Origin of the sequence: Halobacillus alkaliphilus, assembly GCF_900113125.1 — a bacterium.
In the GTDB taxonomy this organism is placed as follows: Bacteria; Bacillota; Bacilli; order Bacillales; family Halobacillaceae; genus Halobacillus; species Halobacillus alkaliphilus.
Genome location: NZ_FOOG01000005.1, coordinates 148475 through 163462 on the forward strand (window position 1 = coordinate 148475; position 14988 = coordinate 163462).

Annotated in this window: 17 protein-coding genes and 1 tRNA gene; 17 read left to right on the forward strand and 1 reads right to left on the reverse strand. The window is 42.4% G+C overall.

Annotated features, from left to right (window positions below; all coding sequences use genetic code 11):
* The first annotated feature begins 284 nt into the window (after window positions 1–284).
* The 15 genes from BMZ06_RS05120 (at window position 285) to BMZ06_RS05190 (ending at window position 12905) form a co-directional block, all read left to right on the forward strand.
* Window positions 285–1469: an ATP phosphoribosyltransferase regulatory subunit gene (locus BMZ06_RS05120; protein ID WP_089750778.1), complete on the forward strand. Its 1185-nt coding sequence runs from the start codon at window positions 285–287 to the stop codon at window positions 1467–1469.
* Window positions 1462–2097, forward strand: coding sequence for an ATP phosphoribosyltransferase (gene hisG / locus BMZ06_RS05125; RefSeq protein WP_089750780.1), 636 nt, complete (start codon window positions 1462–1464; stop codon window positions 2095–2097). Before BMZ06_RS05120 ends, hisG begins: the two co-directional genes overlap by 8 nt.
* On the forward strand, window positions 2097–3371 hold the full coding sequence (gene hisD, locus BMZ06_RS05130; RefSeq protein ID WP_089750782.1) for a histidinol dehydrogenase: 1275 nt from the start codon (window positions 2097–2099) through the stop codon (window positions 3369–3371). The genes hisG and hisD overlap by 1 nt, the downstream gene beginning before the upstream one ends.
* On the forward strand, window positions 3368–3961 hold the full coding sequence (hisB, locus tag BMZ06_RS05135) for an imidazoleglycerol-phosphate dehydratase HisB (RefSeq protein ID WP_089750783.1): 594 nt from the start codon (window positions 3368–3370) through the stop codon (window positions 3959–3961). Before hisD ends, hisB begins: the two co-directional genes overlap by 4 nt.
* Window positions 3962–4591 (forward strand): imidazole glycerol phosphate synthase subunit HisH, encoded by a 630-nt coding sequence (hisH, locus tag BMZ06_RS05140; RefSeq protein ID WP_089750785.1) that lies wholly within the window; start codon window positions 3962–3964, stop codon window positions 4589–4591. It begins immediately after the preceding gene.
* A 13-nt stretch (window positions 4592–4604) separates the two neighbouring features.
* Window positions 4605–5336 carry a 1-(5-phosphoribosyl)-5-[(5-phosphoribosylamino)methylideneamino]imidazole-4-carboxamide isomerase gene (hisA, locus tag BMZ06_RS05145; RefSeq protein ID WP_089750787.1) on the forward strand — a complete coding sequence of 244 codons (732 nt, stop codon included), beginning with the start codon at window positions 4605–4607 and terminating at the stop codon, window positions 5334–5336.
* Entirely contained in the window at window positions 5336–6094 is a 759-nt protein-coding gene (hisF, locus tag BMZ06_RS05150) for an imidazole glycerol phosphate synthase subunit HisF (RefSeq protein WP_089750789.1), read from the forward strand. The genes hisA and hisF overlap by 1 nt, the downstream gene beginning before the upstream one ends.
* Window positions 6091–6714 carry a bifunctional phosphoribosyl-AMP cyclohydrolase/phosphoribosyl-ATP diphosphatase HisIE gene (hisIE, locus tag BMZ06_RS05155; protein ID WP_089750792.1) on the forward strand — a complete coding sequence of 208 codons (624 nt, stop codon included), beginning with the start codon at window positions 6091–6093 and terminating at the stop codon, window positions 6712–6714. The genes hisF and hisIE overlap by 4 nt, the downstream gene beginning before the upstream one ends.
* Before the next feature lie 86 nt (window positions 6715–6800).
* Window positions 6801–7817: a tetratricopeptide repeat protein gene (locus BMZ06_RS05160; protein ID WP_089750793.1), complete on the forward strand. Its 1017-nt coding sequence runs from the start codon at window positions 6801–6803 to the stop codon at window positions 7815–7817.
* 210 nt (window positions 7818–8027) lie between these two features.
* Window positions 8028–8978, forward strand: a complete 951-nt coding sequence (gene trxB, locus BMZ06_RS05165) for a thioredoxin-disulfide reductase (RefSeq protein ID WP_089750795.1) — start codon at window positions 8028–8030, stop codon at window positions 8976–8978.
* Between the two features lie 219 nt (window positions 8979–9197).
* Window positions 9198–9665, forward strand: a complete 468-nt coding sequence (locus tag BMZ06_RS05170; RefSeq protein ID WP_014644246.1) for an 8-oxo-dGTP diphosphatase — start codon at window positions 9198–9200, stop codon at window positions 9663–9665.
* Window positions 9666–9682: 17 nt separating this feature from the next.
* Window positions 9683–10567 (forward strand): RNase adapter RapZ, encoded by an 885-nt coding sequence (rapZ, locus tag BMZ06_RS05175; protein WP_014644245.1) that lies wholly within the window; start codon window positions 9683–9685, stop codon window positions 10565–10567.
* A gap of 3 nt (window positions 10568–10570) precedes the next feature.
* A complete protein-coding gene (locus tag BMZ06_RS05180) occupies window positions 10571–11524 on the forward strand; it encodes a gluconeogenesis factor YvcK family protein (protein WP_089750797.1) in 954 nt (317 codons plus the stop codon).
* A gap of 35 nt (window positions 11525–11559) precedes the next feature.
* Window positions 11560–12516, forward strand: coding sequence for a DNA-binding protein WhiA (gene whiA / locus BMZ06_RS05185; RefSeq protein WP_089750798.1), 957 nt, complete (start codon window positions 11560–11562; stop codon window positions 12514–12516).
* A 134-nt stretch (window positions 12517–12650) separates the two neighbouring features.
* Window positions 12651–12905 carry an HPr family phosphocarrier protein gene (locus BMZ06_RS05190; RefSeq protein ID WP_089750799.1) on the forward strand — a complete coding sequence of 85 codons (255 nt, stop codon included), beginning with the start codon at window positions 12651–12653 and terminating at the stop codon, window positions 12903–12905.
* Window positions 12906–12985: 80 nt separating this feature from the next.
* Here the strand turns inward: BMZ06_RS05190 and clpP are convergent, their stop codons facing one another.
* On the reverse strand, window positions 12986–13609 hold the full coding sequence (clpP, locus tag BMZ06_RS05195; protein WP_269448406.1) for an ATP-dependent Clp endopeptidase proteolytic subunit ClpP: 624 nt from the start codon (window positions 13607–13609) through the stop codon (window positions 12986–12988).
* 482 nt (window positions 13610–14091) lie between these two features.
* On the opposite strand from clpP, the gene BMZ06_RS05200 reads away from it, so the two are divergent.
* Window positions 14092–14167: transfer RNA gene (locus BMZ06_RS05200), tRNA-Arg, on the forward strand.
* 262 nt (window positions 14168–14429) lie between these two features.
* The gene (locus tag BMZ06_RS05205; RefSeq protein ID WP_089750801.1) at window positions 14430–14654 is read left to right on the forward strand and encodes a hypothetical protein; all 225 of its coding nucleotides are present in this window, start codon (window positions 14430–14432) and stop codon (window positions 14652–14654) included.
* Window positions 14655–14988: the final 334 nt, after the last annotated feature.

Here is a 14988-nt window from a genome sequence, read left to right on the forward strand (position 1 = left end):
CTATTTATTAGCGACGGACCTAAGGTGTCTCGAAACTGAGTCTTCCACAATCCGGCTCGATAGTGTAGTAACATTCTTATTAAATCTTCAGCAATGTGCAACATAAATTATAAAGGTATTTATCGTGATTCTTTAAACATCCTCACCTCTCAAATAAGACCGAAACTATTGTTTCTGCTATGATAAGGAGGGGAACATAAGGGAGAGATTGAGGATTGACGCTGTATCTTTATTTTGTTAGCATATTAGCAAGCTAAAGGATTTGTCGAAAGGAATGAATACCATTGGTTAAACGGTTAATGTTTGAAAAGCCACTGGGGATGCGCGACACGCTCCCTTTTTTTTATAATCAAAAGTCGAAAGCGAGAAGACAGTTATCAGAAGCCATCTTGTCATATGGCTATTCGTTTATGGATACACCGCTTATGGAGTATCACGATACAGTAGGAAAAGTGAGTGCGACGCTGGATCAACAGTTATTCAAACTACTGGACCAGCAAGGCCATACACTTGTACTCAGACCGGATATGACAGCGCCCATTGCTCGTGTAGCCGCTTCACAGTTAAAGAACGGAGAGTTTCCACTGCGTCTGGCTTACGACGGTCCTGTTTTTCGTGCACAGCAGGCTGAAGGTGGTAAACCTGCACAATTTGAGCAAGTAGGAACAGAATTGATTGGAGATCACTCCTCTTATGGGGACGCGGAAGTTATTGCCCTGCTTGTAGATTCACTTAAACAGACGGGCCTCGATAATTTTGTCATTACTGTCGGTCACATTGGATATGTAAAAGCATTTTTCAGTGATCTTCTCGGAGATGATGAAGAAACGATGGAAACTCTGCTTCATTATTTATATAGAAAAAATTATGTTGGATTTAGAGAATGTGTGAAGTCATTATCTATCTCGGGAGATAAAAAACAGGCGCTACTTGAACTGCTCTCTCTGCGAGGCGGAGAAGAAATTTTTGAAGCCAGTCGTTCCCTGGCACGAAATCAGTCGTGTATGCAGGCAGTCAATGAATTGAAACAGCTCTATCGTTTATTAAAAGTGAACGGCGTAGAAGACTACATTCAGTTTGACTTAAATTTGATCAGCCATATGGAATATTACACCGGCATTCTTTTCGAAGGTTATGCACCAAATCTAGGTGCTCTGCTTTGTAATGGTGGACGCTATGACACCTTGCTCCCATCTTTTGAACTAAATGCATCCGCTACAGGTTTTGCTGTCCATTTAGAGCGCCTGGTAGAAGCACTGAATGATTTTGAGGATCAGGATGAACGGATCGGTATTATTGTAGACGACGATTCGTATGCAAAGGGAAAAAGAAAGGCAGATGAATATCGAAAAGAAGGACGCGCGGTTCTTCTCCAGCATGTTGATCAAATACCGGATCTTCCTGCTTTTTACTCACAATTAGCTAATACAATTGATTTTACTCAGGTAGGAGGTGGTCAGGATGAATAAACGTCTGACAATCGCTATGCCCAAAGGCCGGATATATGAGGAAGCAGCTGAGCTGATGAAAAGGGCCGGTTATGACTTGGGAGCAGATCTTGAAGAGTCCCGGAAGCTTATCCTTGAATTTCCTGAGCAAAATATTCGTGTGATGATGGCCAAGCCGATGGACGTAGTTACCTATGTAGAATATGGCGCCGCTGATCTTGGGATTGCTGGAAAAGATGTGCTTCTGGAACAGGATCGTGATGTCTATGAAGTACTCGATTTAAAAATCAGTCCGTGTTATGTAGCCGTTGCAGGCGTACCGGATCAGCCTCTCAGCCGGATTGCACCAAAGATTGCCACTAAATATCCGAAAGTGGCTTCCGATTATTTTCGTGAACAGGGTGAGCAGATTGAAATAATTCCGCTCAATGGTTCGATTGAACTGGCGCCGCTAATTGGGCTGGCCGACCGAATCGTTGACATTGTTTCTACAGGCAGGACTTTAAAAGAGAATGGTCTGGTGGAATATGAAAAGATCGCCGACATCACTTCTCGATTAATTGTAAATCCAGTTAGCTATCGCTTGAAAAATGAAGAAATTGAACATATGGTGACAAACCTCAGTGACGTCATGGAGGGAATAAAGTAATGAAAATTATTCGAAAAAGTGACCGTGTTTCGTTACGTCGCCGAGTGGAGCAAGGAACAGAGGAACAGAGAAAAACCGTTCAGACGATTATTGGTGATGTGAAAGCTCAGGGAGACAAAGCCGTACTTAATTACACAGAACGCTTCGACGGGGTAAAGATCGATCAATACAAAGTTTCACCACAAGAATTTGAAGAAGCATATGAAGCGCTTGATGGGGAATTTGTAGAGATCCTTCAAGAAGCAGCGACCAATATACGCAAATTTCATGAAAAACAGCGACCTGCTTCCTGGTTTGATGCATCAGAGGATGGTACAATTTTGGGCCAGAAAATCACCGCTATTGAAGCGGCAGGGGTGTATGTACCTGGAGGCACAGCAGCTTATCCGTCTTCTGTATTTATGAATGTCATTCCGGCTCAGGTAGCGGGAGTGGAAAAGATCGTCATGGTCACTCCCCCTGGAAAAGATGGTAAGGTTCCGGATGGTGTATTACTTGCCGCTCATATTCTAGGCGTTGAGGACGTTTATAAAGTTGGCGGTGCCCAGGCGATTGCAGCCCTGGCTTATGGGACGGAGTCCGTTCCTGCTGTAGATAAAATAACTGGACCAGGAAATGTATTTGTGGCCCTTGCGAAAAGGGAAGTCTTCGGCGATGTAGACATCGATATGATTGCTGGTCCCAGTGAAATTGCTATATTGGCTGATGACACTGCCCTGGCTTCTGAAGTAGCCGCTGATCTTCTGTCTCAAGCTGAGCACGATGCACGTTCCTCCAGTGTTCTTGTAACAACGAGTCAGCAGCTTGCCGAACAGGTGCAGCAACAAGTGAAGGACCAATTAGAGGAACTGCCTCGTGCTGAGATTGCCCGTAAAAGCGTGGAGGATTACGGAATGATTCTCTTATGCGAAACGTGGGGCGAAGCTATTACTACAGTAAATGAAATCGCTCCTGAACACTTGGAAATTGTAACAGACGACCCTTTTCAGCACTTAGGTAAAATTAAAAATGCTGGTGCTATTTTCCTCGGACCTTATAGCAGCGAACCTGTAGGTGATTATTTTGCCGGGCCGAATCATGTACTTCCGACGAACGGTACGGCTCGCTTTTCCAGTCCTTTGAATGTAGACGATTTTCTTAAGAAGTCGAGTGTTATTTCTTACAGTTCCGAAGCGCTGAAAAAACATGGGGATAAGATTGCCCGTTTTGCCAGACTGGAAGGGTTAGAAGCACATGCAAAAGCAATTGATACGAGGAAGGAGAGATGGAAATGACCAATGAAAGGTACGCTGAAATTGTACGTAAAACGCGAGAAACGAACATTGAACTTGGCATTTCCGTTGATGGTGCTGGTAAAGCAGATCTGGATGTGCAGGTCCCTTTTTTAGCTCATATGCTCGAGCTTTTTGCAAAGCATGGTTTATTTAACCTTTCCGTTAAAGGACATGGGGATGTCGAAGTCGATGATCACCACTTGACTGAGGATATTGGTATTTGTCTGGGCCAGGCATTCCGGGAAGCATTGGGAGACAAGTTTGGGATGAAAAGGTATGGTTCGATGACCCTTCCTATGGATGAGACTCTTGTTACAGTAGCGGTGGATCTTAGTGACCGTCCGCATCTGGAGTGGAAAGCGGAATTACCTAAAGACCGCCTGGGTACCTTTGACACGGAAAATGTACATGAGTTTTTTTGGAAATTTGCGGTAGAAGCAAGAATGAACCTTCATATTGTGCTTCACCATGGGCATAACACGCACCATATTGTCGAAGCCATGTTTAAAGCACTTGCTCGTGCGCTTGACGAAGCAACTCAAATTGACCCCAGGGTCAAAGGAGTGCCAAGTACGAAAGGAAGTTTATAAATGATAGGAATTATAGATTATGGTATGGGAAATCTATTCAGTGTTTCTAAAGCTTTAGAGCGTTTAAAAGTTCCTTATATATTTGGTGAACGTCCTGCCGAAATTGAGAATTGTGATGGATACATTCTGCCGGGTGTTGGTGCTTTTCCTGATGCTATGAAAGCACTGGAAGAACACGGCTTCATCCCTTTCATAAAAGAAAAAGTCAAAGCAGGTGTACCGATTTACGGAATTTGCTTAGGCATGCAATTGTTATTTGAAGCCAGTGAGGAAGGCGGAGAAACTGAAGGACTGGGTCTCTTTCCGGGCAAAATTGTAAGATTTCCAGGTGTGAATGAACAGGGGAAATCCTATAAGGTACCTCATATGGGCTGGAATAAGATGAACCTTCTTCAGCCTGAAGAGCCGCTGCTTTCCGATGTGAAAGAAGACTATGTTTATTTTGTTCATTCCTTTGTCGTACAGACCTCTGATCCATCTATCCTCTATGCAACAGCCGATTATCACCTGGAAGTACCGGCCATCGTAGGTCGTAATAACCTGGTAGCGAGTCAGTTTCATCCTGAAAAAAGCGGGAGAGCCGGCATGCAGCTTTTAGAGAATTTTTGCAAAGTAATGGTCAAACAGTGAGGAGTTTTTTGAGATGAGTTTTACAATTTATCCAGCAATTGATATGCGTAATGGAAAATGCGTCCGCCTTGAGCAGGGAGACTTTGATAAGGAAACCGTGTATGGGGAAGACCCGTATGAAGTGGCCCGTGAGTTCTCCGATAAAGGTGCTTCCTGGATTCATATGGTCGACCTTGATGGGGCAAAAGAAGGTTCAAGAAAAAATGCGGAGCACGTACTTCGTGCAGCGAAGGAATTGCCTTCACATGTACAGATTGGCGGAGGGATTCGCAGTGAAGAAGATGTACGTTTCTATTTGGAGCAGGGCGTAGATCGAGTGATCATCGGTTCACTTGCGGTTCGTGATTTAGAATTAACGAAATCTCTTCTTCATAATTTTGGAGAGCGTATCGTCATCGGGCTCGATGCACGAGATGGCTACGTGTCTACAGCAGGTTGGCTTGAGAGTTCTCAAATACAGGCAGTTGATTTAGGCCGTGAATTAGCCGAGGCAGGAGCAAGGACATTTATTTACACCGATATTGCGAAAGATGGCATGTTGTCTGGACCTAATGTGAAAGAAATTGTTCGATTAGCGGATGAAACGAAGGTTAATGTTATTGCCTCAGGAGGGATCCAGGGGCTGAGCGATTTAGAAATACTTAAGAACTACCAGGGCCGTCACGTTATTGGTTCCATTGTTGGAAAAGCCCTTTATACTGATCGTTTCACGCTCTCTCAAGCTCTTGAATTGGAGGAAAGCTGATGTTATCCAAACGAATTATTCCATGTCTGGATGTGAAGGAAGGACGAGTAGTGAAAGGGATTCAATTCGTCGATATTCGTGATGCCGGAGATCCCGTAGAGCTTGCAAAGGTTTATGACGAGCAGGGAGCGGACGAACTGGTTTTTCTAGACATATCAGCTACTCATGAAGGAAAGAAAACTATGATTGATGTCGTACGCTCGGTGGCTTCAGAGCTGGCAATTCCTTTTACAGTCGGAGGGGGAATCCGCTCACTCGAAGATATTAAAGAAACTTTGAGAAACGGGGCGGATAAAGTTTCTTTAAATTCTTCAGCGGTGAACCGCCCGGAACTGCTTACAGAAGGAGCGGATTATTTTGGCAGCCAGTGTATTGTTGTTGCGATTGACGCTCGTTTTGATGAAGAGTGGGGCACATGGCGTGTCTACACCCGCGGAGGACGTACCCCTTCTGAGTGGAAAGTGACCGAATGGGCTGAGGAAGCAGTGCGCCGTGGAGCTGGAGAAATCCTGCTGACATCTATGAATAAAGATGGTGAAAAAACAGGCTTTGATCTTCCCTTATTGGAGGCAGTACAGGACGTCGTAAACGTACCAGTCATTGCTTCAGGTGGAGCTGGGTCCAGTGAACATTTCTATGATGTATTTACAGAAGTCGATGCGGATGCCGCTTTAGCTGCGTCGATTTTCCATTATAAAGAAACGTCAGTTGCGAATGTGAAAGCATATTTGAAGGAGAAAGGGGTAATCGTGAGATGAATGTAAATGATCTACAATTCGATGAACAAGGACTTGTCCCAGCTATTGTGCAGGATGCGCGTTCAAAGGCTGTATTAACGCTTGCCTATATGAGTAAAGAATCATTAGAAAAAACATTGGAAATGGGGGAAACCGTTTTTTTCAGCCGCTCTCGTCAAGAGTTGTGGCATAAAGGAGAAACCTCTGGCAATACACAAAAAGTAACGAGCATCCATTTCGATTGTGATCAGGATGCTTTACTTGTGCAAGTCGTTCCAAATGGACCTGCATGCCATAAAGGTGATTACAGCTGCTTCTCCGAATCATTAACCGACACGGAAGGACATGTGAAAGAGAATCGCTATCAAATTCTGGACCAGCTACAAAGTACACTTGCCGAACGGAAATCTACACTTCCAGAAGGTTCTTATACAGCCAAACTATTCAATGAAGGCGTAGACCGGATTGCTAAGAAAATTGGAGAGGAAGCGGGAGAAGTGATCATTGCAGCTAAAAATGATGATCCAGAAGAAATGGCTATGGAATCAGCAGATTTGCTTTTCCACTTACTTGTTATTCTGACTGATCGTGGAGTCCCACTTGATGACGTACTATCGGTTCTGGAAGAACGCCACTCTTAAAAGTTACAAAATCTCCTATTTCATAACACATTTCTATGTTATACTGCTTTATTAGTGAGATTTGTAACGGAAATAGGGGGACGCTCATGACGACATCACTAAATAGCACAGCTGCTCAAGAAAATACGAATATTATCCCTTTTTTGCCATCTGGAAACTTCTATTTCACCCATGGAATTCAGGCGTTTCAGAAGCGTCGTTTCAATGTGGCTGTGAAGTGGCTTAAAAAAGCAATAGAAGCAGCACCTGACGAACCACTTTATACCTGCCAGCTTTCTGTTGTGTACACGGAAATCGGTTCGTATCACGCAGCTAACCAGCTGTTGACGGAAGTACTGGCCCGGTTCGGAAAAGAATATGTGGATTGTTACTATTTGATGGCCAACAACTATGCTCATCTTGGCTTATTAAGTGATGCTAAAAAATATGCCGAAACCTATCTTGAACAGTCCGAAGACGGAGAATTTGAGGAAGCATCCAAGCAGCTTCTGGAAATGCTGGAGTCAGTGGATGAAGAAGAGGATGATGATGAGTGGGCTTTTGATGATGAAGATGATTTATTAATCTATCAAGAGACTGCTTTCTATCACCTTGAGCACCAAGAGTGGGACAAGGCGTTAAGCTTGTTACAAGAAATGATGCAGCTCTTTCCTGACTTTCAGATGGCGAAGCATAAGTACGCTTATGCGCTGTTCATGAACGGGGATCAGCAGGAAGCTATCGAAATTGAACAAGAATGGTTGAAAAATGAACCTGAAAATATACACAGCCACGTAAACCTCGCTGCCTTCCTTATTATGCAGGGGGACAGGGAAGAAGCTTTGCTACACATCCATCTCCTTCGTAATGTCTATCCCATGCACAGTCAGCAAAAATTAGCTGTTGCTGAGACGCTGGCAAGAGCAGGCTTTTACAAAGAAGCTGTGGAGCGCTTTCGCAGCTTGAAAGACCGCCAGGTTACAAGAAGACGAGTTTATTATAAATGGTACAGTATTTCGGTTTATCATACAGGTAATCCTTCTAAGGCTTTAGAATTATGGGAAAAAGGGTGCCAGCAATTCCCTACTTTGAGTAAAGAAGAGGGCCCCTGGAAACAATACTGATTTAAAAAGAATAGTCACAACAGCTAGCCGCTTTTTTTTGAAGTGTCTACTTGTTTTTGTGGCGAAATTTGTAGGTTTATAGAAAATAAACGCTCATTATAATCAGATGACAAGCACATTAATGGACGGTTTTTATTTGTTTTAATATGATATGTACATGAAATGAACGAAGGCAACAGGACACACACTGAAACAAGGAGCTGATAACGGATGACGGAAGATCGTATTTACGACGTTATTATCGCAGGGGCTGGACCAGCAGGAATGACTGCAGCCGTTTATACTTCCCGTGCTAACCTTGATACTCTAATGCTTGAACGCGGAATTCCGGGCGGGCAGATGGCCAACACGGAAGATGTAGAGAACTACCCGGGCTACGAAAGTATTCTTGGGCCAGACCTTTCTAATAAAATGTTTGGCCACGCGAAAAAATTCGGAGCTGAGTACGCTTACGGAGATATCAAAGAAGTAATCGATGGAAAAGAGTATAAAACAATTAAAGCAGGAAAAAAAGAATATAAAGCACGTACCATCATTATTACGACAGGGGCTCAATATAAAGAGCTTGGTGTACCTGGAGAGAAAGAATTAGGCGGCCGCGGCGTATCTTACTGCGCGGTATGCGATGGCGCATTCTTCCGCGATAAAGAACTCGTGGTTGTAGGTGGAGGAGACTCAGCGGTAGAAGAAGGCGTGTATCTAACCCGCTTTGCCAGCAAAGTAACGATTGTACACCGCCGTGATGAGCTTCGCGCTCAAAAAATCCTTCAGGATCGTGCTTTTGATAATGACAAGATTGATTTCATATGGGACACCGTTGTTACTTCCATTAATGAACAGGATGGCAAAGTAGGCAGCGTGACCCTAAACAATAAGAAAACAAATCAAGAGTATGAATTTAATACAAATGGTGCGTTCATTTATATTGGTCTTATTCCATTAAGTAAGCCATTTGAAAGCCTTGGCGTCACGAATGATCAAGGCTATATCGAAACAGATGAAAAAATGGAAACGAAAGTGCCGGGTGTGTTTGCTGCAGGGGATATTCGTGAAAAAGAACTGCGTCAAATCGTAACAGCTACAGGCGATGGCAGTATTGCTGCACAATCTGCTCAGCATTATATTGAGAACCTATTAGAAGAGCTTAAAATGGTCAATTAAAAATCACTTCAAATTAACTATGCTGTAACCTCTATGACATAAAACTAAGTTACAATGTAGTTGATCAATTGACCCCCTTTTATTAGATATCTCTATTAAACACAGGTGCTTATCACCTGTGTATTTTTTTTGCATCGAATTATAATATTGTAGCTTCTGACATATTCATTGTATAATGAGGGATGATGTCCTCTAGAAAGAAAATGAGGTGACTGTAAGTTGCAACGTGTAGCCAATTGTATTTTAAGAATGAATGACTCCATATTAATGTTAAAAAAACCGAGAAGGGGCTGGTATGTAGCGCCTGGTGGTAAAATGGAGAACGGTGAAAACATCAAAGATTCAGCTATCCGTGAATTTAAGGAAGAAACAGGACTTGAAATTAACGAGCCGGAATTAAGAGGATCGTTTACTTTTGTTATGCGTGAAGGTGAAAAAACAGTTCAAGAATGGATGATGTTCACTTTTCACTGCACCTCTGCTTCTGGAAATCTCCTTGAGACGAGTGAGGAAGGCGAACTCGAATGGGTGCCTGTAGATGAGGTGCTCGGTAAACCAATGGCTGAGGGAGACCGCCATATATTTAAACACATCTTAAATAGCGATGATCAAATTTATGGGACATTTGTATATACGACGGATTTCCAGCTGATTGATAAGGATATGGATCCGTCACGACCTGACTAAATGAGGAGCGATCGAGGATGCAAGAAGAAGCGAACAATACTCAGTTAGTAATTATTACCGGAATGTCAGGGGCAGGGAAAACCGTGGCTGTTCAAAGCTTTGAAGATCTCGGTTTTTTTTGTGTGGACAACCTGCCGCCAGCCTTGCTTCCTAAATTTCTAGAACTGATGAAGGATTCTACTAATAACATTCAAAGTGTCGCACTAGTCATGGATTTACGAGGTCGGGAATTTTTTGATTCTCTTTTTGATTCATTAGACCGGCTCGGTAAAGAAGACTGGATCCACGAGCAGATTTTATTTCTTGATGCTGAAGACCAAGCGCTAGTATCACGCTATAAAGAGACCCGCCGATCTCATCCTTTAGCGAAAGAAGGACTTCCACTGGAAGGGATTCGTAAAGAACGCGAAATGCTTGATGAGTTACGCGGACGCGCGCAAACTTTGATTGATACGACTTCTTTAAAACCAAAAGAACTTCGTGAACGCATTGTAGAGAGCTATCGGCAGCGTGAGCAACAGGTATTTTCTGTCCAAATGGTGTCATTCGGCTTTAAATATGGTGTGCCGATTGATGCCGATCTGATGTTTGACGTTCGTTTTCTGCCGAATCCCCACTACGTAGAACATATGAGGCCGCTTACTGGTCTCACTACAGAAGTTTCTTCTTATGTTTTCAAGTGGTCGGATACGCAGAAGTTCCTCGAGAAGCTTAAAGATTTACTACAGTTCATGCTCCCGCAATATAAACGGGAGGGTAAAAGCCAGTTGGTTATAGCCATAGGCTGTACGGGCGGTCAGCACCGTTCAGTGGCACTGGCAGAATATTTATCAGAGTATTTCTCTAATGATTACGTCACACACGTGACCCATAGAGACATTGATAAAAGGAAGGGTTTGTAAAGGATGGATCATACAGCCACACCCCGAGTCGTGGTTATAGGCGGAGGCACAGGGCTGCCTGTACTTCTTCGGGGACTTAAAAATCTGCCAATTGACTTATCTGCCATTGTAACTGTAGCGGATGATGGAGGCAGCTCAGGAAAACTTCGTAATGAAATGGCTATACCTGCGCCGGGGGATATTCGAAATGTAGTCGCTGCCTTATCAGATGCTGAACCGATGCTTTTAGATCTTTTCCAGCACCGTTTCGCAGATGGAAACGGGTTGTCTGGTCATTCCATGGGTAACTTACTTCTTGCTGCTCTCGCATCCATGACTGGAGATTTTTATCAGGGAATTAAAGAAATTTCTCGTGTTTTAAACGTAAGAGGGCACATTTATCCTATTGCGAATCACTCCATGAATTTACATGCAGAAATGGAAGACGGCACCATTGTTACAGGGGAATCGAGCATTCCTAAACAACAGAAAAAAATTAAAAAGGTGTTTGTAAGTCCTACACCTATCCAGCCGCTTCCGGAAGCTGTGAGTGCAATTAAGGAAGCGGATTTAATTGTGATCGCACCTGGTAGTCTCTATACAAGTATTCTTCCTAACATTATTATTCCTGAAATTGGTCAGGCTTTAAGAGATACGAAAGCAAAAGTAACGTATGTCTGTAATGTTATGACCCAAGAAGGGGAAACCTCAGGATATACTGCTGGAGACCACTTGAAGGCGTTATTTGATCACATTGGACAAGGGGTTATTAACTCGATCGTAGTTCATAACCAGCCGATTGAACAAAAAGTAAAGAAAGCCTACGCGAAAGAAAATGCTGAACCCGTTATTTATGACATAGAGCGTATTAAGTCAATGGGAATTGAAGTAGTGGAAGAAGATATTATAGATGAAAGTCAAGCCATGTTGCGGCATGATACAGATAAGCTTACTCAGTTACTGCATTCGATGCTTTAACGGAGAGGCTTTCTGCCAGAGGGAGGTGTTCATCTGTGTCATTTGCATCAGAGATAAAAAAAGAACTGACCAACGTTGAAGCAGATGCTTGCTGTATGGAGTCAGAATTAGCAGCCTTAATTAGAATGAACGGGACTTTTTCTTTTTCCAACCGTCATTATATATTGGATATCCAAACAGAAAATGCAGCCATAGCAAGAAGAACGTATATGTTAATCAAAAAATTGTATCCTTATCCAGTAGAACTGCTGGTTCGAAAAAAAATGCGCTTGAAAAAAAACAATGTGTACATTGTACGTCTTTCTGAAAAAGCTGAGCAGGTGCTGCATGATCTGGAAATCCTGAAAGGTCCACTATCCATTAATCCGGAAATTCCTAAAAAGTATTTAAAGGATACGTGCTGCAAGCGTGCCTACCTGAGAGGGGCATTTTTAGCAGGTGGTTCGGTCAATAATCCAGAAACCTCCTCGTATCACCTCGAAATTTATTCTTCTGATGAGGAACACAACGAAGCGTTGTGTCAGCTAATGAATAGTTTTGGGCTGCACGCTCGTACCCTCGTAAGAAAAAAAGGGTTTATTACGTATTTGAAGGAAGCCGATAAAATTACTGAACTAATCAGTAATATTGGAGCTCATCAAGCATTATTTAAATTCGAAGATGTACGGATCGTTAGAGATATGAGGAATTCTGTCAATCGTTTAGTGAATTGTGAAACAGCTAATTTAAATAAAACGATAGGAGCAGCATTCCGACAGGTTGAAAATATTAAATTTATTAAGCGCACTGTCGGCCTAGAAGCTTTACCTGATAAGCTTCAGGAGATTGCCTCCTTGCGTTTACAACATCAGGATGTTTCTTTAAAAGAACTTGGGGAATACGTTTCAGGAGCCGCAATAAGCAAATCTGGTATCAACCACCGGCTGCGTAAAATAGATGAATTTGCTGAAAAAGTTCGAAGAGGAGAAGTCACAGAAAACACAAGAAATTAATGTTTCTCCACTTTAATTCATGCTATAATGAACTATAATTAAAAACGCTTTCATGGATCGGGGAGCGTTTTCTTTCGGTTTTTATGAATGCGTTTTCGGTGGTGAAATAAGAGAGTAAGGGAGGAGAGAATTCATTGATAGAACGAGATATAAAGATTGAACTGGAAACAGGATTACAGGCAAGGCCGGCCGCTCAATTTGTCCAAAATGCTAATCGCTTCAGCAGTGATATATTTATTGAGAAGGAAAACAAGCGGGTAAATGCCAAAAGCATTATGGGTCTAATGAGTCTTGCAGTGGGCACCGGTGAAAGTATTAAATTGATTGCAGATGGTTCCGATGAAGAAACTGCAATGGAACAGCTTCACGAATTTGTGAAGGAGAAGTAAACCTGTATTTGTGAAAGAATGAACTTAAATAAGCTCATAAAAAATCCGCTGTGTATTTTACACAGCGGATAAGTATTAGATTAAGATTTCTCCATAACTTTGTCGATCAATCCATAATCTACAGCTTCGTGGGCAGACATGAAGTTATCACGATCAGTATCACGTTCGATCACTTCATAAGGCTGGCCTGTACGTTCAGAAAGAATTTTGTTCAGCTTCTCGCGCATTTTAATAATACGTTTAGCGTGAATTTCAATATCGGAAGCCTGACCTTGTGTGCCGCCTAGAGGCTGGTGGATCATAACCTCACTATTTGGAAGGGCATAACGCTTGCCTGGTTCACCAGCGTTTAGCAGGAAAGCACCCATTGAAGCTGCCATGCCCGTGCAGATGGTAGACACATTTGGTTTGATAAATTGCATCGTATCATAAATAGCCATACCGGATGTGATAGAACCACCAGGTGAATTAATATATAGTGAAATATCTTTGTCCGGATCGTCAGCTGCCAAGAATAACAATTGAGCTACAATGGAGTTGGAAATGTTATCGTCGATCGGGCTGCCAAGCATGATAATCCGGTCTTTCAATAGACGGGAGTATATGTCGTAAGCACGCTCTCCTCGGTTTGTTTGTTCAATAACTGTAGGTACTAAGTTCATTGTGATTTCCTCCTTATCATCACTAGTTATGATGGAATACATTTATCATACAATTAAGGTCAATAAAGGTCAAACAAAAACGATCGACCTTTTTCGTAGAATTCCTTATACCATCATTCCCTAAATATTTTTGGATAAACGTAGAGTGTATGGTTTTTATTCCTAAATATAGATTTATTTAATAAAGTTCTCTACAGGGCCATCCACCTAAAGATTTGATTTATGGGCCCAGGTGGTGGTAAATGATCTAGCGGACTCATGGTTAGAGATTGACATGTGTCTCATCTCCTTTGTGCCTCTTACGCAGAAGTTTCTGCGAAGGATTCTAACATCTGGGGGGAGAAGTTGAATGATCCCTTTATGTTTGAGGACGATGTAGTTTTAGAAACTGCTTTGAAATTTTCACCTTATTAAACGGGCTGATTCCAATTCTTAACTATATTCGCATGTGGTTGGAGTCAAATAATAAAAAAACCTTGCAATATTCACCTGTTCTTCATATAATGTATATTGCATGTCAATTTGCGCCCGTAGCTCAGTTGGATAGAGCGGTAGATTCCGGTTCTACGTCTGTCGGAGGTTCGAATCCTCTCGGGCGCGCTACTAAATGAGACAATTATACACAAAAAACGCCTTTCCGAAAGAAAGGCGTTTTTTGTGTATAATTGTTTTTTTATATTGTAATAATATTGTTGGGCAAGGTATAAAAGCTGATAACTTAAACAATGGTGAAACAAAATATATACGGACAATCGTAAGTTGATTGTTATGTCAATGTAATTTTTTTATTTCGTTTTCTATGTTATTATTATTTCATGTAGTTGCCGTTTCTTGACGCTTTTGCCAAAGAAAAGGGGTATTTATGACAAACTTAATCCGTTATAAAATGTTGTCGACTGAGCAAATTTCTGAGGACAGACGGATTCACGTGTTCGATATGCAGCAGCAGCAAAAACTTTCTTTTAATTATGAATCGTTGAAGCGAACACCTAAGAATAATGCCTACGAAGAATTAACTGAGTTTTTACAGAAGAGGAAATTAAAAATAGATAATGGCGTTTATGATAATGAAGAGCATGCTTCTTGACTAGAGCATGCTCTTTATGTGTGCCCGGCACGGGTGTAAACTCTAGGGTTCAAGTCCCGAGCGGCGAAGGTCGTTGTAGCCGTTAGTCAAAGGCAAGGGTGTCCAGGGTGACCTGAAATCTGAAGGAAGCCGGAGACAAATTTCCGCCCCGAGGAACACAAATCTCATAAAAGGCTGTCTGTCTGGGGTGAGTCTGCATAACAAGACGAAACCCCAACGACCAAAGGGGCAGGCAGTAAATGAGGCGGGGATATGGAAAGGAAGTTTATGCTTTTACCCGGGGAGGTCTGATGGACAAGCCGTACACATGCGGTAACCGATTCCCCAAAGAATC

What these genes read in the sequence shown, in the direction of transcription:
- hisG (WP_089750780.1), top strand. Translation starts at nt 1,462, where the DNA reads ATGAATAAACGTCTGACAATCGCTATGCCCAAAGGCCGGATATATGAG.
- hisD (WP_089750782.1), top strand. Translation starts at nt 2,097, where the DNA reads ATGAAAATTATTCGAAAAAGTGACCGTGTTTCGTTACGTCGCCGAGTG.
- hisB (WP_089750783.1), top strand. Translation starts at nt 3,368, where the DNA reads ATGACCAATGAAAGGTACGCTGAAATTGTACGTAAAACGCGAGAAACG.
- hisH (WP_089750785.1), top strand. Translation starts at nt 3,962, where the DNA reads ATGATAGGAATTATAGATTATGGTATGGGAAATCTATTCAGTGTTTCT.
- hisA (WP_089750787.1), top strand. Translation starts at nt 4,605, where the DNA reads ATGAGTTTTACAATTTATCCAGCAATTGATATGCGTAATGGAAAATGC.
- hisF (WP_089750789.1), top strand. Translation starts at nt 5,336, where the DNA reads ATGTTATCCAAACGAATTATTCCATGTCTGGATGTGAAGGAAGGACGA.
- hisIE (WP_089750792.1), top strand. Translation starts at nt 6,091, where the DNA reads ATGAATGTAAATGATCTACAATTCGATGAACAAGGACTTGTCCCAGCT.
- BMZ06_RS05160 (WP_089750793.1), top strand. Translation starts at nt 6,801, where the DNA reads ATGACGACATCACTAAATAGCACAGCTGCTCAAGAAAATACGAATATT.
- trxB (WP_089750795.1), top strand. Translation starts at nt 8,028, where the DNA reads ATGACGGAAGATCGTATTTACGACGTTATTATCGCAGGGGCTGGACCA.
- rapZ (WP_014644245.1), top strand. Translation starts at nt 9,683, where the DNA reads ATGCAAGAAGAAGCGAACAATACTCAGTTAGTAATTATTACCGGAATG.
- BMZ06_RS05180 (WP_089750797.1), top strand. Translation starts at nt 10,571, where the DNA reads ATGGATCATACAGCCACACCCCGAGTCGTGGTTATAGGCGGAGGCACA.
- clpP (WP_269448406.1), bottom strand. Translation starts at nt 13,609, where the DNA reads ATGTATTCCATCATAACTAGTGATGATAAGGAGGAAATCACAATGAAC.
- BMZ06_RS05205 (WP_089750801.1), top strand. Translation starts at nt 14,430, where the DNA reads ATGACAAACTTAATCCGTTATAAAATGTTGTCGACTGAGCAAATTTCT.